25 protein-coding genes and 1 other annotated feature are annotated in these 22,547 nt (G+C 30.5%); of the genes, 3 read left to right on the plus strand and 22 right to left on the minus strand.

The window, feature by feature from the left end; genetic code table 11:
- Positions 1-66: 66 nt before the first annotated feature.
- The 10 genes from LRR82_RS08525 to LRR82_RS08570 all read right to left on the minus strand — a co-directional run bounded on the left by LRR82_RS08525 (position 67) and on the right by LRR82_RS08570 (position 10,189).
- Entirely contained in the window at positions 67-363 is a 297-nt protein-coding gene (locus tag LRR82_RS08525) for a PTS sugar transporter subunit IIB (protein ID WP_249029001.1), read from the minus strand.
- A gap of 21 nt (positions 364-384) precedes the next feature.
- Positions 385-924 carry a 6-phospho-3-hexuloisomerase gene (gene hxlB / locus LRR82_RS08530; RefSeq protein ID WP_249029002.1) on the minus strand — a complete coding sequence of 180 codons (540 nt, stop codon included), beginning with the start codon at positions 922-924 and terminating at the stop codon, positions 385-387.
- A gap of 21 nt (positions 925-945) precedes the next feature.
- Positions 946-1,389, minus strand: coding sequence for a PTS sugar transporter subunit IIA (locus LRR82_RS08535; RefSeq protein ID WP_249029003.1), 444 nt, complete (start codon positions 1,387-1,389; stop codon positions 946-948).
- A 15-nt stretch (positions 1,390-1,404) separates the two neighbouring features.
- On the minus strand, positions 1,405-2,661 hold the full coding sequence (locus LRR82_RS08540; RefSeq protein WP_249029004.1) for a PTS transporter subunit IIC: 1,257 nt from the start codon (positions 2,659-2,661) through the stop codon (positions 1,405-1,407).
- A 92-nt stretch (positions 2,662-2,753) separates the two neighbouring features.
- Complete coding sequence (locus LRR82_RS08545; RefSeq protein WP_249029005.1) at positions 2,754-3,506, minus strand: SDR family NAD(P)-dependent oxidoreductase; 753 nt, start codon at positions 3,504-3,506, stop codon at positions 2,754-2,756.
- Positions 3,507-3,508: 2 nt separating this feature from the next.
- A complete protein-coding gene (rpe, locus tag LRR82_RS08550) occupies positions 3,509-4,162 on the minus strand; it encodes a ribulose-phosphate 3-epimerase (protein WP_249029006.1) in 654 nt (217 codons plus the stop codon).
- Positions 4,163-4,603: 441 nt separating this feature from the next.
- The gene (locus tag LRR82_RS08555; protein ID WP_249029007.1) at positions 4,604-5,791 is read right to left on the minus strand and encodes an iron-containing alcohol dehydrogenase; all 1,188 of its coding nucleotides are present in this window, start codon (positions 5,789-5,791) and stop codon (positions 4,604-4,606) included.
- An 86-nt stretch (positions 5,792-5,877) separates the two neighbouring features.
- Positions 5,878-7,788, minus strand: coding sequence for a methionine--tRNA ligase (gene metG, locus LRR82_RS08560; protein ID WP_249029008.1), 1,911 nt, complete (start codon positions 7,786-7,788; stop codon positions 5,878-5,880).
- A 36-nt stretch (positions 7,789-7,824) separates the two neighbouring features.
- Positions 7,825-8,024, minus strand: a binding site (T-box leader).
- Positions 8,025-8,114: 90 nt separating this feature from the next.
- Complete coding sequence (locus LRR82_RS08565) at positions 8,115-8,954, minus strand: DegV family protein (protein ID WP_249029009.1); 840 nt, start codon at positions 8,952-8,954, stop codon at positions 8,115-8,117.
- A gap of 344 nt (positions 8,955-9,298) precedes the next feature.
- Positions 9,299-10,189, minus strand: a complete 891-nt coding sequence (locus LRR82_RS08570; RefSeq protein WP_249029010.1) for a PHP domain-containing protein — start codon at positions 10,187-10,189, stop codon at positions 9,299-9,301.
- A gap of 108 nt (positions 10,190-10,297) precedes the next feature.
- On the opposite strand from LRR82_RS08570, the gene LRR82_RS08575 reads away from it, so the two are divergent.
- Positions 10,298-11,251, plus strand: coding sequence for a P1 family peptidase (locus LRR82_RS08575; protein WP_249029011.1), 954 nt, complete (start codon positions 10,298-10,300; stop codon positions 11,249-11,251).
- Between the two features lie 21 nt (positions 11,252-11,272).
- Here the strand turns inward: LRR82_RS08575 and LRR82_RS08580 are convergent, their stop codons facing one another.
- On the minus strand, positions 11,273-13,414 hold the full coding sequence (locus LRR82_RS08580) for a sensor domain-containing diguanylate cyclase (RefSeq protein ID WP_249029012.1): 2,142 nt from the start codon (positions 13,412-13,414) through the stop codon (positions 11,273-11,275).
- Between the two features lie 305 nt (positions 13,415-13,719).
- Here LRR82_RS08580 and nagA point away from each other — a divergent pair, with 305 nt between their 5' ends.
- Complete coding sequence (gene nagA / locus LRR82_RS08585) at positions 13,720-14,871, plus strand: N-acetylglucosamine-6-phosphate deacetylase (protein ID WP_249029013.1); 1,152 nt, start codon at positions 13,720-13,722, stop codon at positions 14,869-14,871.
- Positions 14,861-15,376 (plus strand): hypothetical protein, encoded by a 516-nt coding sequence (locus LRR82_RS08590; RefSeq protein ID WP_249029014.1) that lies wholly within the window; start codon positions 14,861-14,863, stop codon positions 15,374-15,376. The genes nagA and LRR82_RS08590 overlap by 11 nt, the downstream gene beginning before the upstream one ends.
- Before the next feature lie 24 nt (positions 15,377-15,400).
- On the opposite strand, the gene LRR82_RS08595 is transcribed toward LRR82_RS08590, so the two are convergent.
- From LRR82_RS08595 to LRR82_RS08645, 11 genes are all read right to left on the minus strand, one after another.
- Positions 15,401-16,060, minus strand: a complete 660-nt coding sequence (locus LRR82_RS08595) for an HAD family hydrolase (RefSeq protein ID WP_249029015.1) — start codon at positions 16,058-16,060, stop codon at positions 15,401-15,403.
- A gap of 98 nt (positions 16,061-16,158) precedes the next feature.
- Positions 16,159-16,425 (minus strand): hypothetical protein, encoded by a 267-nt coding sequence (locus tag LRR82_RS08600; RefSeq protein WP_249029016.1) that lies wholly within the window; start codon positions 16,423-16,425, stop codon positions 16,159-16,161.
- Between the two features lie 79 nt (positions 16,426-16,504).
- A complete protein-coding gene (locus LRR82_RS08605) occupies positions 16,505-17,146 on the minus strand; it encodes a helix-turn-helix transcriptional regulator (RefSeq protein ID WP_249029017.1) in 642 nt (213 codons plus the stop codon).
- 98 nt (positions 17,147-17,244) lie between these two features.
- A complete protein-coding gene (locus LRR82_RS08610) occupies positions 17,245-17,628 on the minus strand; it encodes a hypothetical protein (protein ID WP_249029018.1) in 384 nt (127 codons plus the stop codon).
- 121 nt (positions 17,629-17,749) lie between these two features.
- Positions 17,750-17,935 carry a hypothetical protein gene (locus LRR82_RS08615; protein ID WP_249029019.1) on the minus strand — a complete coding sequence of 62 codons (186 nt, stop codon included), beginning with the start codon at positions 17,933-17,935 and terminating at the stop codon, positions 17,750-17,752.
- Between the two features lie 9 nt (positions 17,936-17,944).
- Positions 17,945-18,316 carry a hypothetical protein gene (locus LRR82_RS08620; RefSeq protein WP_249029020.1) on the minus strand — a complete coding sequence of 124 codons (372 nt, stop codon included), beginning with the start codon at positions 18,314-18,316 and terminating at the stop codon, positions 17,945-17,947.
- A gap of 208 nt (positions 18,317-18,524) precedes the next feature.
- Positions 18,525-18,965, minus strand: a complete 441-nt coding sequence (locus tag LRR82_RS08625) for a hypothetical protein (protein WP_249029021.1) — start codon at positions 18,963-18,965, stop codon at positions 18,525-18,527.
- 51 nt (positions 18,966-19,016) lie between these two features.
- Positions 19,017-19,214 (minus strand): hypothetical protein, encoded by a 198-nt coding sequence (locus LRR82_RS08630; RefSeq protein ID WP_249029022.1) that lies wholly within the window; start codon positions 19,212-19,214, stop codon positions 19,017-19,019.
- A complete protein-coding gene (locus tag LRR82_RS08635; RefSeq protein WP_249029023.1) occupies positions 19,207-20,640 on the minus strand; it encodes an AAA family ATPase in 1,434 nt (477 codons plus the stop codon). The genes LRR82_RS08630 and LRR82_RS08635 overlap by 8 nt, the downstream gene beginning before the upstream one ends.
- A gap of 534 nt (positions 20,641-21,174) precedes the next feature.
- The gene (locus LRR82_RS08640; RefSeq protein WP_249029024.1) at positions 21,175-21,945 is read right to left on the minus strand and encodes a sulfite exporter TauE/SafE family protein; all 771 of its coding nucleotides are present in this window, start codon (positions 21,943-21,945) and stop codon (positions 21,175-21,177) included.
- 1 nt (position 21,946) lies between these two features.
- Complete coding sequence (locus LRR82_RS08645; RefSeq protein ID WP_249029025.1) at positions 21,947-22,444, minus strand: prolyl-tRNA synthetase associated domain-containing protein; 498 nt, start codon at positions 22,442-22,444, stop codon at positions 21,947-21,949.
- Between the last annotated feature and the right edge of the window lie 103 nt (positions 22,445-22,547).

Genomic DNA, 22,547 nt, shown 5'->3' on the forward strand with positions numbered 1-22,547 from the left:
TAAAATATATCAAAAAACATTACATACAAATCAAGGACAGCCTAAGCTATCCTTGTTATACAATTTCTATTCACTAGCCACTTCTAAAAGCAAATCAGTAATTTTTTTCTCTGTAGCCTCTTTATTAACACCTGATATCAAACCAAATACACTCATACATGGTTTTTCTAAGGGTTTGCGATAATTTGAGGTCGTTAAGATAACATCAACAGAATCTTGTTTACCAGGAATTTCTGATAAATTAGATTTTACAATTTTTGCTTCTATCCCTGCTTTTTTCACTAATACCTTTACTGCTTCTTGAGCAATTGTAGAAGTTGCTATTCCACTCCCACATGCAACCAATATTGTTATAGGTTTCATTTTTCCGCTTCCTTTCATTATTTATTCAATACTGGCATGTCTCTTTGACATGCTTTTGTTTTTATCTTCTCCAGCACTGCTTATCATCAAAACGATTCCATCAAAAATTATAAGTAACATTTGTTCAAACAAACTTCCTAAGGGTTGTACGCTTGCTTTAGACTCTGCATATTTAGTTGCTGTATCAATTCTAATTAAAGGCTCATGATTTGTACTTAGGGTTGAAGCATTACTTCCTGTTAAAACAATAACAGTAGCTCCTTGTTTTACTCCCTCATCCGCAGCATTACAAACGCTTGAAGTTTCTCCAGAAGCAGATGCAACTATTAACAAATCACCATCCTCGATTGAAGGCGTTGTGGTTTCACCAATAACATACGAGTTATACCCTAATTGCATCAATCTCATAGCAAATGTTTTCAACATTAATCCGGTTCTTCCTGTTCCATAGACAAATATTCTTTTATGGCTATTTATCGCGCCAATAAAGGTACTCAACTCTTCGTCCTTCACTTGTCTGGCACTAACTTCTAATTCTTTTATAATTATTTCTAACGACATAATATATCTCCCACATTCTTTTTATCCGATTTTTTCTGAAAAATATTTGATTAAATCTTCGCCTTCTAGTTTTTGACACATATTCAAGCATTCTTTATCGTCCAAAAAAGTCATCATATTTTGCAAGAATTTTATATGCTGTGATGAATCTTTTATGGCAAGATTAAAAATAAGACTTGTTTCTATCTCTTCTTCGACATCATCCATCCTATTGAATGTAACGGGATGATCCAACTTAAGAAAGCATATGCAACTTTCCGTAATACCATCATCACCCGCATGAGGCATAGCTGTAGGAATTACAGTCGGAAGTCCCGTTGGATACTCTTCTTCACGGCAAATACAAGAGTTCGCAAATTCTTCTGAAACTATTCCTTTTTCATATAGTGCATTCGCACATAGCTTAATCGCTTCATACTTGTCTTTTGCCGACCCTTTGATTACTACATATCTATTCGAGACCATTTTAATTACCTACCTTTACCCAAAGATTAATTTAAGGAATGAAACAAATAAATTCCCAGGATTCCATCCAAAATGTGAAGCAGTGATAAATCCTTCAATTTCTACACCTGTCACTGATAACATTTGTGTTGCTTCTGGTATAAACATATTTGCAAAAAATAAAGTTGTTGTCATCATAAAGACCATACATGTTAAAGTTCTAACAATATTTCCCTTACTAGCTAATACACACATCGGAGCAACATAGCATACCTCTGCTAAAATAGCTAATGGGAAGAATCTCATATCTGGAAGCATTAATGCAATAAGAATAGTAACTGGAATCATAACAGCTGTACAAGTGATACAAGCTGGATCTCCAAGACCTAAAGCAATATCCATCCCAATATAAATATCCGCATCAGGACCGATTTTTTTACGCATATAATCATTTGCTGCTCCACCCATAGGAGATAAACCTTCCATCATGATACTAACCATTCTAGGAATTAATACCATTGCCGCTGCTACTCCCATACAAATTGTTAAAATACTAGAGAAACTTTGTTGAGTTAATACCCCTAAGAAAAGCCCTACAAAAATACCAATAACTGCTGGATCACCTAAAACTCCAAATTTTTCTGAAACTCTATCAATATTAGCATCTAAATCTTTTACTACAGGAATTTTATCTATAATTTTATTAATTACATAACAAATTGGATATGTCCAAGCACAGAAAGATAATGTTGTACATGTTGTCCCTTCTAACCCAAAATACTCAGACCATTTTGGAGCTAACCATTGCGCAAAGAATAATGCAATCATCCCACATCCAAATGCAACTGCAAAACCAAGAATCGCACTGCCAAATAGAGCATAAGCTAAAGCACCAGGAACTAAGAAGTGCATGAAATTCCAAATATCTACATTTAATACTTTTGTTATTTTTAATCTTACTAAAATAATATTAACGATAATAATCGCTGGTACTACAAACACAGCAAACGGAACTGTCCAAGACGCCGCACCTAATGCAGCAAATCCAATTTCCAATGCATCATAACCAGTACCCATACTACTATAATAAACCATTACTGGATCAATAGAGTCAATTAACAAAGTTACCGCTAAACATAACCCTTGAAAACCAATACCTACTAATAAACCAGCTTTAATAGATTGTCCTACTTTCAAACCAAAAAACACGCATAAAGCAGCAATAATTACCGGAAGTAATACTACCGCACCCAAATTCATAAATGTTTGAGTAAATTCTAAAATAAATTCCATATTTTTATCTTATAGTGACTATCACTATATTTCCCTCTCATTTTATTATTACATATTATTTAAATTACTTCTATATTTGCGTCTCAACTAAATTAAGCAATTGTTCTACCGCCATCCAATAAAATAGTTTGCCCTTGTATATAAGAATTTTCAGGATCCGCTAAGAAAATAGTTAAGTTTGCAACATCTTGTACCGTTCCCATTCTTCTCACAGGTATGGTATTTAACACTTTATCTAAACTCTCTTGTGTTGGGTAATTAACTCTCATCATTTCCCCTGTGTCTATTAGTCTAGGAGCAATAGTGTTAACATTCACACCTTTTGGACCTAGTTCTTTCGCCAATCCTCTCATCAATCCTTCTCCTCCTGCTTTAGCAGCTGGATAAGGTACAGCTCCACCTGTTCCACTTAATGCAGAACCAGAACTTATATAAACAATAGAGCCTTTATTTGTTAAAAAATCATTATAAAACGCTTTAACCGTTGTAAATAAACCTCCTAAATTAATATTTACAATTTTATACCAGTCATCCATAGTCACATTATCCACAGTGCTTTTCATTGCGATACCTGCATTTAACACTAATACATCGATTCTTCCAAATTTTTCAAATACTGACTCACGAATATTTTCCATTGCTACAGCATCTGAAACATCAGCAGGTAAAAATATTGATTCACAATATTTTTCACTAATTTCTTTAGCTGTCTGTTCTCCGAAATCTTTATTGTAATCTACTATAACTGTATTTGCGCCTAGTTTTGAAAATTGCATAGCAATTTCTTTACCTATACCGTGCCCTGCACCGGTAACTAAAACAACTTTATTTTCAAATTTTTTCATATTTACACCTCTGTAGCTAAAATCTGCTTTAACTCATCATAATTTTGTTTTGGAGTACTGCTAAAAATATATCCCCCTACAACTATCATATCAGCACCAGCTTGAGATAGTTTTGCGATATTCTTATTATTAACTCCTCCGTCTACTTCTATCTTGATAGGTCTTTCTCCTATCATAATTTTTAAATCTTCAATTTTCTTAATTGTATTTTCAATAAATGATTGCCCTGGTGTTCCAGGATTTATTGACATAAGTAACACATAGTCTAAATCATCCAATAAACATTCTAACACGCTAATTGGTGTCCCAGGATTTAAAACAACCCCTGCTGATCTTCCGGCTTTTTTTATTCGCTGTAGCATGTTATGGATATGTGGAGTTGTTTCATAATGCACTGATATCATCTCTGTTCCAGTTGCTATGATGTCATCTAAATGATCTTTTGGATTTGCCACCATCATATGGACATCAAATATCATAGTAGAAGCCTTCTTCATTTCTGAGATTTGTAATGCTCCAAATGCAATGTGCGATACATAATTTCCATCCATCATATCGACATGTAAAATTTCTGTCTTTTCATCTTCTAAAAATTCTAATTCTTCTTTCAACTTCAGTATGTTGGCTCCAAAAATTGAAGGTAGTATTTGACTCATCGTATCCCTCCTCATTTTACGATTTTTTTTGCAAAACAACTGATCAGGTTATTTTTGCCTTTCAATAGTTCATGAATTATTACACTTTAATTATATAATTATGGTAACCATTCTCAAGTCAAGAAAGGTTCATTTATAAGGAAGGGAATTTACAAATATTTGAAAAAATATATTTTACAAAGGTTTTTTGGCTTTTAGTATTGTAAATATACTCATATTATTGTGATAGTTTTTTTATTTAATGTATTGACTTCATACAATTAAATGTTTTTCACCAACCATATTTTGTGGTAAAATATCCTTTTTTACCGCCTAAATAGTGATGGATACTGTAATAAATAGTACTTCTAAAAAAATATATCGCTTTTTTATATTTCTTTGCAAATCCATATTTTAATTTACGAGTTTAGCTAGCCTTTAAATAAAAAAAAGATTATCTTATTAGACAATCTTTTGTGTTGCTTTTAGTATTTGATACATATCTTCTTCTAATAATACTTTGGCACTACCTATTTTTCCTTTATTTCCTAGGGCACATAAGTTAGCCATTGTGCGAAGTTGTTGGTCTGTAGCGTTAACACCCAACTCTTCCATTGTAATAGGCATATCAAGTTGGACAAAGAATTCTTCCAATGTAGCTATCCCTAAAAGAGCTGTTTTTTCTTTAGATGATTGAACTTTCACTTCCATTACATCGATCGCAAACTTCACAAAACGATCCAAACAATCTAGATAGACATATCTTGCCCAACTTGGCCATACTACTGCTAATCCAGCACCATGTGCCACATCAAACATACCACCTATTTCATGTTCTAATTTATGAGATGCAAAGTCTCTTTGATCATCTCCAAAACTAGTTAAGTCATTATGTGACAAACTAGAAGCCCACATAATTTCAGCTCTTGCTTGATAGTTACTAGGATCTTTTTTAAGAATTAATGAATTCTTGATTACTGTTCTTAATAGACCTTCTGCTATTGCATCTGTCATTTCCATTTTAGAACCATGAATAAAATATCTTTCTAATGTATGCATTAAAATATCCACACAACCACATGCTGTTTGATAATCCGGTAAAGTAATAGTTAGCTCTGGATTCATAATCGCAAATTTCATACGAATATTATCATTATTATGACCTCTTTTTAGGCCGCCATCTTCGTTGGTAATAACACAACTATTACTCATTTCACTTCCGGCAGCTGCTATTGTTAGAACACATCCTAAAGGTATGGCTCCTGACGAAGCTCCTTTAAATGAAAACAAATCCCATACATCTCCCTCATATTTCATTCCCCATGCAATCGCTTTTGAGGAATCAATAACACTTCCTCCACCTACTGCTAAAATAAAATCAACAGATTCTTTTTTACATAATTCTATTCCTTCATATACTTTAGAAAGTCTTGGATTTGGAACTACTCCACCTAATGATACATATTCGATACCTGCTTGTTTTAATGATGTTTCTATTTCATCTAATAAACCTGTTTTTTTAGCACTATTACTACCATAATGTAATAATACTTTTTTACATTGTTGTTCTTGAATTAATTTTCCTACTTCTTTTTGTGATTCTTTACCAAAAACCACTTTTGTAGGTGCATAAAATTGATAAATACTCATAATAATTCCTCCCTTATCCTCTTATTCATTCTACTCTCATTTTTCAATAATTACTATAAAAAAAGAGTTTGTCATAAGACAAAACTCTACTTTATTTTCGTACCATTCGGTAAATTTTCAACACTAAGTACTTCTAATACTTTCTTTTTACTTCCTGCTAAAATCATACCTTGTGATTCTACACCACGAAGCATTGCTGGTTTTAAGTTTGTTACCACAATTACTTTTTTACCAATCATATCTTCTGGACAATAGAAATCAGCAATACCAGATACAATTTGTCTTGTTTCTTTTCCAATATTTATTTGAGAAACTAACAATTTATCTGCTTCAGGATGTTTTGTACAAGATTCAACTGTACCTACTGTTAATTCTATTTTCATGAAATCTTCTATTCCAATTAAGTTTTCATCTACTACTGGTTCTTTTTTAGGTTGCATTGCTTCTATTTTCTTTTCAATCTCTTTAGGATCTAATCTTGCAAATAACATTTCTGGTTTCTCTACTACTTTTGTACCATTAACATAATTACCAAATGATTCTAAAGATGCAAGATCTTTTAAATCTGTATTAATTTGATCAAGGATTTTACTTGCAGTGGCAGGTAAATAAGCTTCTAACATAACTGCGGCAAAGCGAATACTTTCTACTAAGTTATATAATACTGTTTTTAATCTTGGTAAAGAAGCTTCTTCTTTAGCAAGTGCCCAAGGCATTGTTTCATCAATGTATTTGTTTGTTCTTCTAAGTAATGTGAAGATTTCATCTAAAGCATCACTTGCTTTATGATCATTCATTTTAGCTAATGCCTTAGCAGGCATAGCTAAAGCAATATCAATTAGTTCTTGATCTATCGCTTCCACTACTCCTGAGTTTTCTACTACTCCATCAAAATATTTATTACTCATTGCAATCGTACGATTTACTAAGTTACCTAAAATATTAGCTAAATCAGAATTAATTCTTTCTACTAATAAATCCCAAGTAATTGTTCCATCATTATCATAAGGAATTTCATGTAATACATAATAACGTACTGCATCAACCCCAAATAAATCAGCTAAATCATCCGCATAAATAACATTTCCTTTTGACTTAGACATCTTCCCTTCTCCTTGTAATAACCAAGGATGCCCAAATACTTGTTTAGGTAAAGGAATATCTAATGCCATTAACATAATAGGCCAATAAATAGTATGGAAACGAACAATATCTTTCCCTATTAAATGTAAACTTGCAGGCCAATATTTCTTATATAACTCTCCATGATTCCCATCTACATCATAACCTAATCCTGTAATATAATTAGTTAATGCATCAATCCACACATATACCACATGTTTTGGATCAAAATCAACAGGAATAGACCAAGTAAAAGTAGTACGAGAAACACATAAATCTTGTAATCCTGGTTTTAAGAAGTTATTCATCATTTCATTTTTTCTAGAAACTGGTTGAATGAATTCTGGATGTTTTTCGATATGTTCAATTAAACGATCTTGATATTTTGATAATTTAAAGAAATATGCTTCTTCTTTTGCATCATGTACATCACCCATACAATCAGGACATTTTCCATCTACTAATTGTGATTCTGTAAAGAATGATTCACAAGCAGTACAGTATTTTCCTTCATAATGACCTAAGTAAATATCTCCTTGATCAAATAATTTTTTAAATATTTTTTGTACTTGAGATTTGTGATAAGCATCTGTTGTACGCATGAAACGATCATAAGTAGTATCCATCATATCCCAAATACGTTTTACTTCTCCTGCTTTTTCATCCACAAATACTTGTGGTTCAATACCTGCTTCTTTTGCTTTTAATTCAATTTTTTGACCATGTTCATCTGTTCCTGTTTGGAAATAAACATCATACCCTTGTAATCTTTTTGTTCTTGCAATTGCATCTGCTAAAATAATTTCATAAGTATTCCCAATATGAGGTTTACCAGAAGTATAAGCAATAGCCGTTGTTAAATAATATTTTTCCATTTTCCTTTTTCCTTTCTATATAAAAAAACGCCCTAAATAAAGGACGAAAATATCGCGGTACCACCTTTTTTACATACCATGTATGTCACTCAAATCTTTTAACGCAAGAATACGTTTATCTCTACTAATTTCAAGATAACTGCTCATGGGCCATCCAATCAAGTATCACTCTTAGTTTCCACCAACCACTAAGTCTCTATTAGCCAACTTTCTTTTCTTCCAATCATCGCATTTACTATTAAACTTTATCAAACTAAGATACTAATGTCAACCTTTTCCCATTTAGTATGAAACAAAAATAGTGGGAAACATTCCCCACTATTTCTTTATTTTTTAATTGTTTGTACTGCAATACAACCAGGTCCACCTTGAGTAATAAAGGCTGGTGTTAAATCATACATTCTTATATCATTGTTAGGGAATGCATCTTTTACAATCTCCATCACTTCTTTTGCTTGATCAAAAACATCAGCATGACTAACAGTAATTAAATAACTATCATCTACACCTTTTTCTTTTAATCCTTCAACAATTACTTTCGCAGCACCTTTCATTGTTTTCTTTACACCATATTTTTCTATACGTGTACCGTCATCATTTGTACACATAATAGGTAATATTTTTAATAAACCACCTACTCTAGCTGCAACTGGAGTTAAACGACCTCCTCTTTTTAAGAAGTCAAAATCTTGAGGAACTAAGAATGATTTTCCTGTAGGAATACGTTCTTCAATATATGCTTTTATTTCTTGTAAAGATTTTCCTTCACTTTGAAATTCTAATGCTTTTTTTACTAAATAACGATGTGGTCCACATAATATTTGTGTATTTACTACATGAATATTATCTTTATTTTTAGCTAGTTCTCTAGCTCCTTGAGTACTTTTAAATGTTCCAGATAACCCATCTGCCATACAAAGACATAATATCTCTTCTTTTGTTTCTTCATACAGTTCAAACACTTCCATTGTTTCCCCAACAGATGGTTGTGAAGATATAGGTACAAATCCCGCTCTTACTTTTTCAATAAATTCAGGGCTTTGTATTTCAACTAACTCTCTTGAACTTACATTATCGATTGTTACACTTAACGGTAAGACATGAAACCCTAATTCTTCTGCTTGTTTTGGTGTAAACATTGTTGATGTATCAGATACTATTTTCATATGCGCCTCCTATAGCTCTACAATAATTTATTTTGATAGTCTAAACATACCATATTTTCATAAAAAGGTATAGCAAACAATAACTTTTTATCTATTTTTGATAAAAAATAGACTATATTGTCATCATTCTATTCCTTTTGCTTGTAAATCCTTTGTTTTTTCTTCAGTAGACAATGCTTCAAAAGGTATTAAATCAGGGTGTTTTCTATTTAGATTATCTCTAGACCCTAGTTATTCCTATCATTCTTTTTTATAGAAATGAACTTTATCTTTGTTTGTTGCTTTTTTAAACAATGCATTATGTACGTTCATCCCGCATTATAAAAGGAAATATTCATTTCCTTTTAAAGTAATTTATATTGTTGTAACAATGCATAGGTTACATCATGATCAATATTACATTTTGAACCACCTATTTTAATAGCAGGTTTTGTTTTACCATGATAATCACTACCACTAGTAGCAATAATATGATGTTCTAATGCTTTTGCATAGAAATAATCGATTGCTTCTTGACTATGATAGCTACTAAATGCTTCTACACCATCTAATCCTAATGTAACCATCTCATCAAAAATAGAGTAATCATTTTTTAAGTTATTGCCGGGATGTGCTAGTACACAAATACCACCTACTTGATGAACTAAATCAATTGCTTCTTGTAAAGAAGGGAATATAATTTCAGTATAACAAGGTTTCCCTTGTGCATAAAAGTCCCAATAGAAATTCACAAATGGATTATCACTACGTGATCCTCCAGGACGATAATTTAGTAATAATGGATGGTCTACGTACTCTGTTTTTTCTAACAATACTTCTCCAAACATTTCTCCTGTCCATACACCATTACTACTTACTTTATCCATATCTTCTTTCGTAAGTTCAAACCCTAATTGATTTGTTAGTTTTAGTTTTGTATTAGAACAAGCTAATTCTTGTTTGTATACATTTTCTTCTAATGCACAAATTTCTGGTACTGTGTAGTCTACACCATATCCTACCATATGTAAATTAATACCGTTATAGGTACAATCAATTTCAATTGCAGGAATATATTCAATCCCTACTTCTTTACAATAATCTTGTGCTTCTTTGTTTGCTTTTACACTATTATGATCAGCAATTGCCATTACTTTGATATTTGCTTCTACACATTTATCAACTAATTGTTTCGGTGTAAATTCTCCGTCATCTGAATACAATGAATGCATATGTAAATCTATATAATTTTTCACACTTTTTTCCTCCACCATTTCTTTATCTTAATCATACCAAAGTATTGAAATAAGGCAATGATTTGACTTCTATTTGTGTTACAATATTTGAAAAAGGGAGGACGAGTAATGAAACAGATAAGTATGCATCATATTCAGGGTATTCAAATAGGACAATCACAAAACTTAGAAGCTGGAACAGGCTGTACAGCCATTCTTTGCCCTAAAGGAGCAACGGCTGGTGTTGATGTACGTGGAGGTGGTCCTGCTACACGAGAAACAGATTTATTAAATCCTAAAAATATGGTCCAACAAATTCATGGAGTTATGTTTTCTGGAGGAAGTGCATTTGGATTAGATGCTGCTAGTGGTGCTATGGAATATTTAGATAAAAAGGAATATGGTTTTGAAATTCTAGGATTTCATGTCCCTATTGTATGTGGGGCTTCTTTGTTTGATTTAGGAGTTGGTGATGGTTCAATTCGACCTGATAAACAAATGGGATATGAAGCTTGTGTTGCAAGCGAAACAAACACTTATCAAAACGGAAACTTCGGAGCTGGAACTGGTGCTTGTGTTGGGAAAATGTCTCCTACTTTAAGTCCAATGAAGACTGGTCAAGGGATGTATGGTGTCGAAGCTGGTGGAATACAAGTTTGTGCTTATGTTGCTTTAAATGCAATTGGTAATGTTAGTGATGGAAAAGGATCTTTTTTAGCAGGTATGCATCAAGATGGAATTATTATTGATCCTTTGGATTTCTTTAGTCAAGGTCTAGAAAGCATTACTTTACCCCAAGGAAATACTACAATTGGTTGTGTTGTTACTAATGCAAAGCTAGATAAAAGCCAATGTAATAAAGTTGCAAGTATTACCCACAATGGTTATGCTTTAAGTATTTTCCCTGTCCATACAATGAGTGATGGAGATACTATCTTTGTTTTATCAACGGGACAAGTGGAAGCTAGTGTAGACGCTATTGGTGTACTGGCAACCACATGTATGAAAGAAGCAATTCATGTTGCTACTAAAACAAGTACTCCTAGTTATGGACTAGAAAGTTATCAATCTATCAAACAGTAAAACCCTGTCATGGACAGGGTTTTATTCGTCTAATTCACCAATATCACTACATGAAAAGAAGACACATTCTCTTTTGTCAAAAGTACCAATATTAGATACATTTACTAACATCTCTTTTTTATTTTTAGGTATTTTGATGATTGTTCGATAGTGATCTTTTTGTTGTTCTTGCATTTTAAAAATAGGACAGATAGAACATGGGTGGTCAGCTCCTTGAATTGCTTGATAACATTTGTCACCTAATTTAGCATGAGGATATAATTGTTTAAAAAAGTAATTAGTATGAACAAGTTCAAATGTTTCTAAATCTACTACATAAGATAATGAATAGATTTCATCTAATACATTTAGTTTCTCTTTTAATGCTTTATCTACTTCATTTAGGGAATGAATATGTTTTAAGAACTGTTCTATGATTTTAGAAGCATGCATGATCGTTCCTATTTCTTTAGAACTCCATACTCTAGCATTTGTACAATCATCAAAGCCTAACATGGAATGTATTTGTCCTTCATAGATATTGAAACTAATTAAACAAGATAATATCCCTTGATCTACCATTACATCATAAGTAGGTTCTCCTTTAAGCATAGTTAAGTCATTACAATAAAAGATACCTTCTTTGTTCGTTAAATCAATTAATGGTTGATAAGCTTCTCTAGGAATATGTTGAAGATTTTCTATTTCTGAAGTAGTTCCTTCTTTACACCATTCATACGTATTATTAATATATTCCATATTATTGTCTGGTTCAAACACATAACATCTTTCTACATTAAATTGTAGTGCTAATAATTCTAATACTTTATTTAAAGATGCTCGGTAGTCTTTTGCTTGTGATAACAAGGCAAATATTTCAACAATTATCTGTTGATCAAAATGTTGTGATAATGCCCGATCAGCTGCATCAAATGGTGTTGTATTTGACATATTTCCTTCTTCCATTACTGGATTATAAAACTCATAGCTATTCTTTCCTCTGCTTTTCACATCATATAATGCGATATCTGCACTATCATATAAAGAACTAAAATCAGAGCCATCTTTAGGATATACTGCAATTCCGATACTTACGGAAGTTTTATATATACGGCTATTTCCATGATATGTATTTTGAAATGCTTTGACTATTTCACTGGCACGTTCTTCAACACTATTTATTTCCTTCACGTTTTTCATGAGTACCATAAACTCATCTCCACCAATACGACCTACATAGTCACAATCTCTAAATATATCAATTAAATCTTCTCCTGTACCTCTCAAAACCGCATCTCCAAATTGATGTCCTAGATTATCATTAATCGCTTTAAAATTATCTAAATCAACAATAAACAAAGCATGTTCTTCTGTTGAATTCTCTAAAAAGTCAGTAACAGTACTTGTGAACATTGCTTTATTTAAACAACCTGTTAATTCATCATATTGCATTTTTTCTTCTAATTCTATTTTCTCTTGAATATTAACAAACTCACCTATCAACTCCACAGGATTATCGTGTTCATCACGATTTACTACATACCTTGGTTGATACCATAAAATCTTACCTTCTTGATCATAACAACGGAACGTATGAATTGGTGTTTTCCCTTCATACATTCTTTCCACCATACCTTGAAAAGATTCCAAATCTTCTTGTACTAATACACCAGAACTTATTACTTCTTCTGGATAGTTATGCATAATGGAACTTAAATCAAATTGTTTTCCAATAGGTCCAATAAACTGAATATCACGCGTTAAAATATCCAAACGAAATGGATAAGAAAAAGACCCTTCATATAATGTTTGAAAACAACGATTTTTCATTAAAATATCATGAATACTTTCAAAATAAAAGGAACCAATAAGATATAATTCATCTTCTGATAAATAACCTATTCTCATTGAAATAGCCATAAACCCTAATTTACCTACTGATATTTTACAATCTGATAGTTTTAGTTCTTCTTTGGTTGCAAAAACTTTTGTACAAATCTCTTCAAATGATATCGGTAATTCTATCATTGTAAGGAAGCTTTCTAATTCCATTGAATCTTGTATTAAACCTATTTTTTTTGAAATATCATTACAATAAACTATTTTACTTTTTTTAATATTCATAATTAATACTGGTTCTATTAAATCATTATCTATTATCTCCATTTTCCAATTTTCTATCATACTATCATTCTCCCAACTTACTTATCTTTATCCTATCACTTACAATCTCTTTTTTCCAATATTTTTTTGTATAATAGTAAATATTTATCTATGATTTATGATTTTACCTTTTTATAATCAATAAGTTATCGTTTTAGTATATTTTATATAGAAAAACATTTATTATTATTTTAATAAGATAATTTTTATTAAATAAAAAAGAGGAGATGATTTCACTATTTTATTAATTCGTGGTAAAATAAATTTATCTTACTATTAACAAAAACAATGAAGAACTATTGGGTGCAATAGAGAAGGAGAATAGAATGATTATTCAAAGTAAAAGAGTTTGGTTTGCGGATCAATTTGTTAGTGCACAAGTTGAAATAGAAGACGGGAAAATTATAGGGATTTATGATTATGGTAAAAAAGAAGTAGATAAAGATTATGGTACTAAAAGAATTTTACCTGGATTTATTGATATTCATACTCATGGAGCATATGGATTTGATACTAATGATGCTACTGAAGAAGGATTACGTTATTGGTTAGAAAATATTACGGATGAGGGAGTTACTACTATTTTCCCTACTACTATTACACAAAGTGAAGAAGTATTAACTGCTGCACTTAAAAATGTAGCGAAGGTAGTAAAAGATGGTTATCGTGGTGCGGATGTTGTAGGGATTCATTTTGAAGGACCTTATTTAGATATGGTTTATAAAGGAGCTCAACCAGAACAACATATTGTGAAGCCTACTATTGAACAATTTGAACGTTATCAAGAAGCTGCAGGTGGTTTAATTAAATATATTACAATGGCTACAGAACAAGATGATGATTTTGAATTAACTCGTTATTTAGTACAAAATGGTGTTACTGTTAGTATTGGGCATTCTGCTGCAACTTATGATCAAGCAGTTCGTGCTTATGGTTATGGTGCTAGAAGTATGACTCATGTATATAATGGGATGACTCCATTTAATCATCGTGAAAATGGATTAGTTGGTGCTGCTTATCGTTTAAGAGGGATGTATGGAGAAATCATTTGTGATGGAAATCATTCTACTCTTGCTGCATTAAATAATTTCTTTATTTCTAAAGGACCTAATTACGCTATTATGGTATCGGATGCCTTAATGTGCAAAGGGAAAAAAGTAGGATCTAAATTCTTGTTTGGTGGAAATGAAATAGAAATCTATCCAGATGGAAGTGCTCATTTAACATCTGGTAAGAAAAACTTAGCTGGTTCAACATTACGTTTAAATCAAGGTTTACGAATCTTAATTGAAGAAGCTTGTGTTCCAATGAATACAGCTATTAATTCTTGTACTATTAATCCAGCTCGTTGTTTACATATTGATCATTATAAAGGAGCTATCGGGGTTGGTTTTGATGCAGATATGGTTGTCTTAGAAGATGATTATGAAGTATTAGAAACATTCTGTAAAGGGGAGATGATGTTGCATGGCTGCTAAAAAGGGAATTTCAGGCAATCATATTTATATTGATAAACGTAATCGTTATATTCATTATGATAATTTTACAAAAAAAGGTTATCTGATTGATCGTCAATCTGAAGATAAATATAGACTTTATCAAAATAGATTTATTTTCATTGTTTGTTTAATGGTATTATGTATTGATTTCTTCAGTTCATGGTTTACATTCTTTGGTTTCTTTGCAATATTATTTGTTCTGATTGAATTAGTTTTCCGTTATACATTCTTATTAAAGTTACGTACTGTTGCTACTATTGAAAAAGCAACGAAATATACAATGGTAAAAGAAGTAGCTGAATCAAAAGACAAAAAGAAAGTTTTATTAAAAATTGGTTTATATTCTGCATTTGGGGTACTGATTATTGTAAATGCTTATTTATCAGATTTTGATACTTCAACATTTATATTGTGTTTAGGACTTTCTTTCTTTGCATTCTACTATGTATATATTAATATCGTAGCCTATTTTAAAATCAAATAGTAATAGCAATCCCTTAGGGGATTGCTATTTTAGTATTTCATAATTAAATTGTAGAAAATGATCAATGCATTCATTTGCACCATATTCTATTAATGTCTCTGGTAATGCTTCTTTACTAATACCTACAATATAACCTGCTCCTATTGATTTAGCACAAGTAATACCTGTTTTACTGTCTTCAAAAATAATACAATCTTTTGCATCAACATTCATATCTTTTAATGTAGCTTGATACATTTCTATTTTTGTTGGATAACTTCCATCATCATAGAACACATGATTTATATCAAAATAGTCTCCTAATGAAAATATATCAAAGAAAAAATCTATATTTTCTTTAATAGAAGCACTTGCTATTGTAAAAGGAATCTTGTTTTCCTTTAAATATTGAAACAGTTCAATAGCACCATCTACTAAATGCAACTTATCTGGATTTTCTAAACAAATAGCACGATAAAGAGCCTCTTTTTGTAACGAATAATATTCATTTTCCAATTCACTTAATTCTGGTTTTAGATTATGAATCGTTTGTGCATTGTTTGATCCATGTAATCGAATCCGAATTTCATCATTTATTTTGCTACCTGTTATTTCTTTTACAGTCTTTGCCCATGCTATATCATGAAAAGCGGTATCAAAGAATAATGTCCCATTAAAATCAAAAATCACTGCCTTTACTTTCATAGTACCTCCCTATAAATCCTCTTATTAATATCCTAGCATATTTAAGAAGGTATCGCATCATTAAATTAGATATTCCTTGTTTTAATAAAAAAAGAGTGTTAGTCCACTCCCTTTAATAAGCACAATGTATAACACATTAAATAAACTATTTGTGTTAATATAAATGAAAAAATCATGTGCATAATTTCTACAAAAGGAATAATTGCAGCAATTATCAATAACAATGTCCCAAATACCTTTACTCCTAAATTCAGGTATTGAAAATCTTGTATATGAACATTTCCTTTTCTAATAATATATGCATTAATTAAAAATAATAATATTGCTAAAAATAGAACTAAATTTTTTCCTGCTATAAACTCCATTATATTGTCCTCCCGTGACTATTTTAGTATATCATAAAACATCTTATAAGACTTCTTATATAATAAAAAGATACTTCTACTATGAAATATCTTTTTCTCTGTATTCATGATAACTCATGTATTCTTCACTGATTGTTTTACCAGTAGCTTCAAAGGTAATGATATCAGCAATATTAATTAATTGATAATCATCTAAATATGAAAATAAATATATTTTATCTGATTTGAAAACATATCCTAAACATACTATTTCATCTTTGCCATTAATCAAAGCATATTCTTTAAAATCTAAACAGTAATTTATTAATTCATATATTCCTTTCGAAAAATCAACAGGACCTGCAGGATTATCAATATAAAAATAGTTAGTAACATTTTGTTGATACATCGTAGTTAGATTAGGTGCTATTAAAGATAGCTTTTGTAATACTTCTTGATTTCTTGGATTTGCAGTAAACGAACGTGCCATATGTAATGCAGTTACTAAATGACCAATATCATGAGGAGTAAAAAAAGAATTCGTGAATTTATAATCTTCATCAATATTCACTCCACCACCAGCTCCTTGTTGACAATATACTGGTATTCCAGCTAATGCTAGACGATCAATATCTCTTTCTATTGTTTTTGTGCTTACTTCAAATTTTTTTGATAATTCTTTATAAGTTGATTTTTTTATTTTTAATAAATGGATTAGTAATTCTAACTGTCTATTTTTCATTTTTTCTCCCATTTTCCCTAAATTATTCGTTATTCTACTTCTTGTTTTTTACTTTTATGTGAACTTTCACATAAAAAAAAGAAGTTGTTAAACAACTTCTAGTTTTTAGACAAAATCCATTGATAATCTACTTCTTGATCATGATATATTTTAATATCCAAATTAATCTTATCCATAATACAACTAAAATACATAATATTATGATCATACATTTCTTCCATGATTTCTACTGTATTAGCTCTTATATGATCCTTTAACTCTTGAAAAGATAATTCTTTACGAAATTCCTCTTGATAATAACTAGCTTTTACATGTTGTTTTTCCAATCTTGCAAAAGTTAATACAGCTTTACCAATACGGAATCCCTCCTCCCCATGATTATGGTTTGTATAACTTTCATCCAATGTTAATTGCATATTGTTTTCTTGATCAAATGATATATTTCTTAAATACATATTATGTAGTGAAAACCTTTTTTTCATTGTAATATCCTCCTCGCTTCTATAATATAACAAACTAAACTAGACACAGTATGTCTAGTTTATAAAAAATTGATAAAAATTTTTATTTTTTCAAAACAAAAAGCAACGTTCCCGTTACTTTCTAATACCAAGCATATCCTTGGTTTGATTCTACGTGCATTACATTCATATCTATTTGTTGAATAGAATATTCTAATTGTTTATTATAGAAAAATACTGCTGGATTTCCTACTGTAAAACAAACTGCTACCGTAATAACTACTAGCATCATTAATACAAATAATACTCTTTGCATTTCTATCGTCATCGAATCCCCCTATTCATCGTTCAAAAGAAAACTGGCAATAGTTGCTCCTTCTTCTATAACGAAATATTCTCGACTTTTATCTACACCTATTTTATACCCGTACTTTTTTAGTTCCGGACCATTAGTATACTCAAAAGCGACTACATATGTCAATACTTCTTCATAAAGATAACTATATACACAGCGACTGATTTTTGCTTCGATCATCTCTTCATTTTCAAACATTCGTTCTAGGTTTTCTTTTGCATATACTTTGGCTTGTTGAGATTGTTTACACAGGTGCTCTAGATATCCATAACTATCTTCTTTTTCAACCTTATTACATCCCGTTACTCCCGCCAACAATACAACAACTATCAACAAAACCTTTATCAATTTCACAATCACCAGCTCCTTTAACACCATCATAACAAATCAAACTAGACACCTTATGTCTAGTTTGACTTTTATTATATAAAAATAGTACAAATAAAAGATACATTTCCTCCTAGCGTGCTTGCACCACGCTATAGCCACTTACTTTTTGATTTCTGTAATTCGCTTGGAAGTTGAAAAAAGAACGATTTGATCGTTCTTATAAAATGAAATTCTAATTTTTTTTACATTTGTTCAAATATATTGCAAAGTTAGAATATCTTTGCAACGAATTAGTCTGAAAAGATATAAACTTCCAACTTTCTTCGTATTCTCCATGCACCACAATTTCCTTTTGATTGAAAAACTCAATGAATTTAGATGGATTATCCATATAGTCAGACTCAAACTGTTTTGCTAGTTTGTTTTTATCCTCCATTTTTAAGTTTGCTTCACCATGTAATACATCATCCAAATTACATGAAAAGAAATAAACACTATATGGAATACTATTCCATACTTTTGGCAAATGAATTAACCTGTTCAAATTTTCCCTTTTTTGTTGATTTCTAATCATTATTCTTTTTACATCATTTGTGTTGATTACATCTTTTTCATAATGAATTTTACATTCATTTTCAACAATAGCTGTGTCCGGAATATATGCACCATCCATATCTACTAGATGCACTACTTCTAGAAAATCTTTTGGTTTGTATGATTGACCCTATCTTTCTTTGATAAAATCACCGATTTTACCAACAATATTCGTTGAATTAATTCCTGTTTTAGTTGTTAGGTCTCCGTCCGTCATTTCAAAATGTACTGAACTGTCCGTTAATATTTTTTCTAAACAAATTGATAGACTCGTCACATCATTTATTCCTTCAACAATAAAAAGAACGATTTTTTTGCTATTAGCCATTGTTATCACCAGCTATTGAAAATGCGTGTCTTATCCTATGAGGACTTGTTATTTCATACATCACTTCGCTTTGTCCGCCTAATATAATATCATGAAAATACATGTTTCTGAAATTATGATTTGCCTTCAAATTTTTAAATTTTATGTATCGGTTTTCTTCATTTGTGGTAGTGAATAGAATATTATTTTTATTAATTACCTCTAATGGGCGTAAGTTATGAGAAGTGAAAATTAATTGACCTTTTCCAAATTTTTCTATGATAGAAAGTATTTCTCCTAATAAGTGTTCAAAAATCCCTGAATCAAATTCATCAACAGCAAGTGTCATAGAAGGATCATTATAAACCATTATTAACATATATAGAATGGAAACCAATTTTTTAATACCATCAGACTCATATTTTAATGGGATTTTTACATCTCCTCGATTTGCAATCAGCTCTGCAACAATAATTTTTTCATTGTTTTCATCAAGATTTGTACCAGTTTTTTGCAAACTTATACTAAGATGTGGAATGATTTCTTTTAGAACTGTATTGCTTGTTTCAATGTTTTTAGCAATTATTTTATAATGTTCTTCTGGGATTTGTGATGTTCCATTTAAATTCAATCTTCCTTTTAACATTGTCATACTATCTTTATGAGAAGAAACAAAAGCGATTGGGAAGCCAATATTTGCGTTTATTGCTCCTGTTTCTATATTACTAATAACATGTAATTTATAAGTAGCATACATATTTATCATTTTAAAGATTTCTTTTACTTCCTCATCTAAGGAACTTTTAAAGATTATGTTTTGCATCTTTGGAGAGAAAATAAATGATTTTGACATTCTTTTTGAAAATAATTTTTCGAATCGAACTTCGTCTTCAATTTCTTTTTTTCCGTTTGTTAACTTATGGTAATTTTTATTTGGAACCACTGGTTTTTCTTCTTCTTCAAAATATTCTAAAACTGGTGTCATTCTTGTCCAGCCTTTTTCTTTTAACCGAGAAATACATAAGCGTTCCATAGATATGTATATACTACTTTCAAAATCAATTTGTTCTGGTAGTGAAAAAAAGTCTGTATTTTTATCTTCTTGAACTGCTTTTTTTATTTCAAATTCATAAATACATTTGAACTTTTGTTTTTGAACATTCATTATTTCTAATTCGAATTTTGCAGTACTTTTTTCTTTGTTAGCCTTTATATAATTCTCAAAATCATTATCCAATCTATTTCCTATTAAGAGATTCTTCAATGTGTATAATGCGTATATTACTGTTGTTTTACCCGAACCATTTTGTCCATATATACCTAAAATATCGGATTTTTGATCATAAAAATTTTCGCATATTTTTTCTGAAAATGTGATATCTCCATTACCTACATTTTTTAAGTTCTTTATGTTTATTTTATTAATCCTAACTATTCCTCTATCCATAAAATTTCTCCTTATCCTTATATGTAGTATGATACTATATTTTTATGTGTTATTCAATAGAAAATCTAAAAACGGTACATTTTGTATCGATTAAAGTTTATGTATATTTTTGTCAAATTTACCCTTACTTCTATTCTTTTATCAAAAAAATATTTTTCCTTTCTTTTTATTTTTTAGCTATTTTATTTCTTCTACTTCAATACTTTCTTTTTTTAAGAAATAGAAACTATCAATAAGAGATATCCGCTTAATCCAACATAAAGAATAATTGTAGTATTATCTCCTATTTTACTTTTGCAAATTCAATTGAGATACTTCGCTTTTTTGCATTTATAGTGGGAGTTATTTTAGCAATAGCTTTATTTAATTCTAGTCTATTTTGTGTTTAAAAAAATCATAGGGAACAATTGGTTTGTTATCATTATTGACGCTACCATCTTGCAATAATACCTTATAACTATATAAGATACATTTGTTCTTGTTATATAGCTATCTTTCAAGTCACGAAAATAAAAAAACTAGGATTTCTCCTAGTTAAGGTAAATAAGTAAGGGTAAGCATAATAATACCTAATGATGTTAGTACAATACCAGTTGTACGATTTAGTATTTTAGGTGTTGCTTTGTTAGCGAATTTTGCACCAATAAGAGCAAATGTTAATGTTGATAATACGCATATTGTCAGTGTTGGTAAATCAGGAATAATGCCTGTTAACGTAAAATGAGAGATTGAACCAGATAAAGCTGTAAATGTCATAATAAAGACACTTGTTCCAACTGCTATTTTAAGTTCATAACCAAGTACGATTGTAAGCAACATTAACATCATAATGCCTCCTCCAGCTCCTACAAAGCCACAAATAAAACCAATTATTGCACCACAAAGTATTGGTAAACCTACTTTTAATATACCTTGAAATTGCCTAGGTTGTTGTTCTTTTTCTTCTCGAAAAGATTTGATTAAAAAATTAATTCCCATAATAAAAGAAGAATAGATTGTTAAATTCCCAATCGTTGTGCTAGGAACCATATGAGATATAATAGCCCCTATGAACGTAAATATCAAAACACTAACAAATAAATACTTACTTCCTTTTAAATCAATATTCTTATTTTTACCATAAGTATAGGCAGAAACAGCACTCGCAAGAACATCAGAAGCCAAAGCTATCCCAATAGCTTCATAAGAATTCATTCCTAGAAATGTAATTAACATTGGAGAAATGACAGTTGCAGCACTCATTCCTGCAAGTCCTGTCCCTAGTCCTGCTCCCATTCCAGCAATTAAACATACGAATAGTTCCATTCTATTCCCCTATCCCTTTTTTGAAATCTATAAATTCTACACTATTATTATGTTCTTTTAATATAGTTTGTAGTGTTTTTGATTCTATCCAAATAGTAGCTTCATTTGTATTTGGATGAACTCCTATTGTTTTCCCTTCAAAAAAATCATCAATCCAAACAACTACTTTACACTGTGTATCTTCTAAAACACCAAAAGGAGTAACTGATCCTGGTGTTGTTTTTAAGATTGCTTCTAAATCTTCTTTAGAAGCAAAGCTAAGTGGTCTAGTTTGATATTGTTTTCTCATTTGTTTTAAGTTTATTTTTCTATCTTCTTTTACTACTATTAAATAATAAATAGTTTTCTTATCATTTCTTAAGAAAAGATTTTTAGCTACTAACTCAAAATCAGGAAGATTTAATTGTTCCATTTCTTCCATTGTGTATACTGCAGGATGTTCTATTAATTGATATTCTATCTTTTTATCATCTAACATTTTTAATAATTGATTATTCATTTTCTTCACTCTCCTCTTCCTAGAATATTCCTTTTTATATTAGTTTACAATACATTCCCACAATATAACACAACAATCGTTCTCTTTTTCAATAGCATGCTAT

The organism is Tannockella kyphosi, from assembly GCF_021054785.1.
Lineage (GTDB): Bacteria > Bacillota_I > Bacilli_A > Erysipelotrichales > Coprobacillaceae > Tannockella > Tannockella kyphosi.

Excerpts from the sequence above, each read along its gene's own strand:
- LRR82_RS08525 (WP_249029001.1), bottom strand. The coding sequence starts at position 363 with ATGAAACCTATAACAATATTGGTTGCATGTGGGAGTGGAATAGCAACT.
- hxlB (WP_249029002.1), bottom strand. The coding sequence starts at position 924 with ATGTCGTTAGAAATAATTATAAAAGAATTAGAAGTTAGTGCCAGACAA.
- LRR82_RS08535 (WP_249029003.1), bottom strand. The coding sequence starts at position 1,389 with ATGGTCTCGAATAGATATGTAGTAATCAAAGGGTCGGCAAAAGACAAG.
- LRR82_RS08540 (WP_249029004.1), bottom strand. The coding sequence starts at position 2,661 with ATGGAATTTATTTTAGAATTTACTCAAACATTTATGAATTTGGGTGCG.
- LRR82_RS08545 (WP_249029005.1), bottom strand. The coding sequence starts at position 3,506 with ATGAAAAAATTTGAAAATAAAGTTGTTTTAGTTACCGGTGCAGGGCAC.
- rpe (WP_249029006.1), bottom strand. The coding sequence starts at position 4,162 with ATGAGTCAAATACTACCTTCAATTTTTGGAGCCAACATACTGAAGTTG.
- LRR82_RS08555 (WP_249029007.1), bottom strand. The coding sequence starts at position 5,791 with ATGAGTATTTATCAATTTTATGCACCTACAAAAGTGGTTTTTGGTAAA.
- metG (WP_249029008.1), bottom strand. The coding sequence starts at position 7,788 with ATGGAAAAATATTATTTAACAACGGCTATTGCTTATACTTCTGGTAAA.
- LRR82_RS08565 (WP_249029009.1), bottom strand. The coding sequence starts at position 8,954 with ATGAAAATAGTATCTGATACATCAACAATGTTTACACCAAAACAAGCA.
- LRR82_RS08575 (WP_249029011.1), top strand. The coding sequence starts at position 10,298 with ATGAAACAGATAAGTATGCATCATATTCAGGGTATTCAAATAGGACAA.
- LRR82_RS08580 (WP_249029012.1), bottom strand. The coding sequence starts at position 13,414 with ATGATAGAAAATTGGAAAATGGAGATAATAGATAATGATTTAATAGAA.
- nagA (WP_249029013.1), top strand. The coding sequence starts at position 13,720 with ATGATTATTCAAAGTAAAAGAGTTTGGTTTGCGGATCAATTTGTTAGT.
- LRR82_RS08590 (WP_249029014.1), top strand. The coding sequence starts at position 14,861 with ATGGCTGCTAAAAAGGGAATTTCAGGCAATCATATTTATATTGATAAA.
- LRR82_RS08595 (WP_249029015.1), bottom strand. The coding sequence starts at position 16,060 with ATGAAAGTAAAGGCAGTGATTTTTGATTTTAATGGGACATTATTCTTT.
- LRR82_RS08600 (WP_249029016.1), bottom strand. The coding sequence starts at position 16,425 with ATGGAGTTTATAGCAGGAAAAAATTTAGTTCTATTTTTAGCAATATTA.
- LRR82_RS08605 (WP_249029017.1), bottom strand. The coding sequence starts at position 17,146 with ATGAAAAATAGACAGTTAGAATTACTAATCCATTTATTAAAAATAAAA.
- LRR82_RS08610 (WP_249029018.1), bottom strand. The coding sequence starts at position 17,628 with ATGAAAAAAAGGTTTTCACTACATAATATGTATTTAAGAAATATATCA.
- LRR82_RS08615 (WP_249029019.1), bottom strand. The coding sequence starts at position 17,935 with ATGACGATAGAAATGCAAAGAGTATTATTTGTATTAATGATGCTAGTA.
- LRR82_RS08625 (WP_249029021.1), bottom strand. The coding sequence starts at position 18,965 with ATGGATGGTGCATATATTCCGGACACAGCTATTGTTGAAAATGAATGT.
- LRR82_RS08630 (WP_249029022.1), bottom strand. The coding sequence starts at position 19,214 with ATGGCTAATAGCAAAAAAATCGTTCTTTTTATTGTTGAAGGAATAAAT.
- LRR82_RS08635 (WP_249029023.1), bottom strand. The coding sequence starts at position 20,640 with ATGGATAGAGGAATAGTTAGGATTAATAAAATAAACATAAAGAACTTA.
- LRR82_RS08640 (WP_249029024.1), bottom strand. The coding sequence starts at position 21,945 with ATGGAACTATTCGTATGTTTAATTGCTGGAATGGGAGCAGGACTAGGG.
- LRR82_RS08645 (WP_249029025.1), bottom strand. The coding sequence starts at position 22,444 with ATGAATAATCAATTATTAAAAATGTTAGATGATAAAAAGATAGAATAT.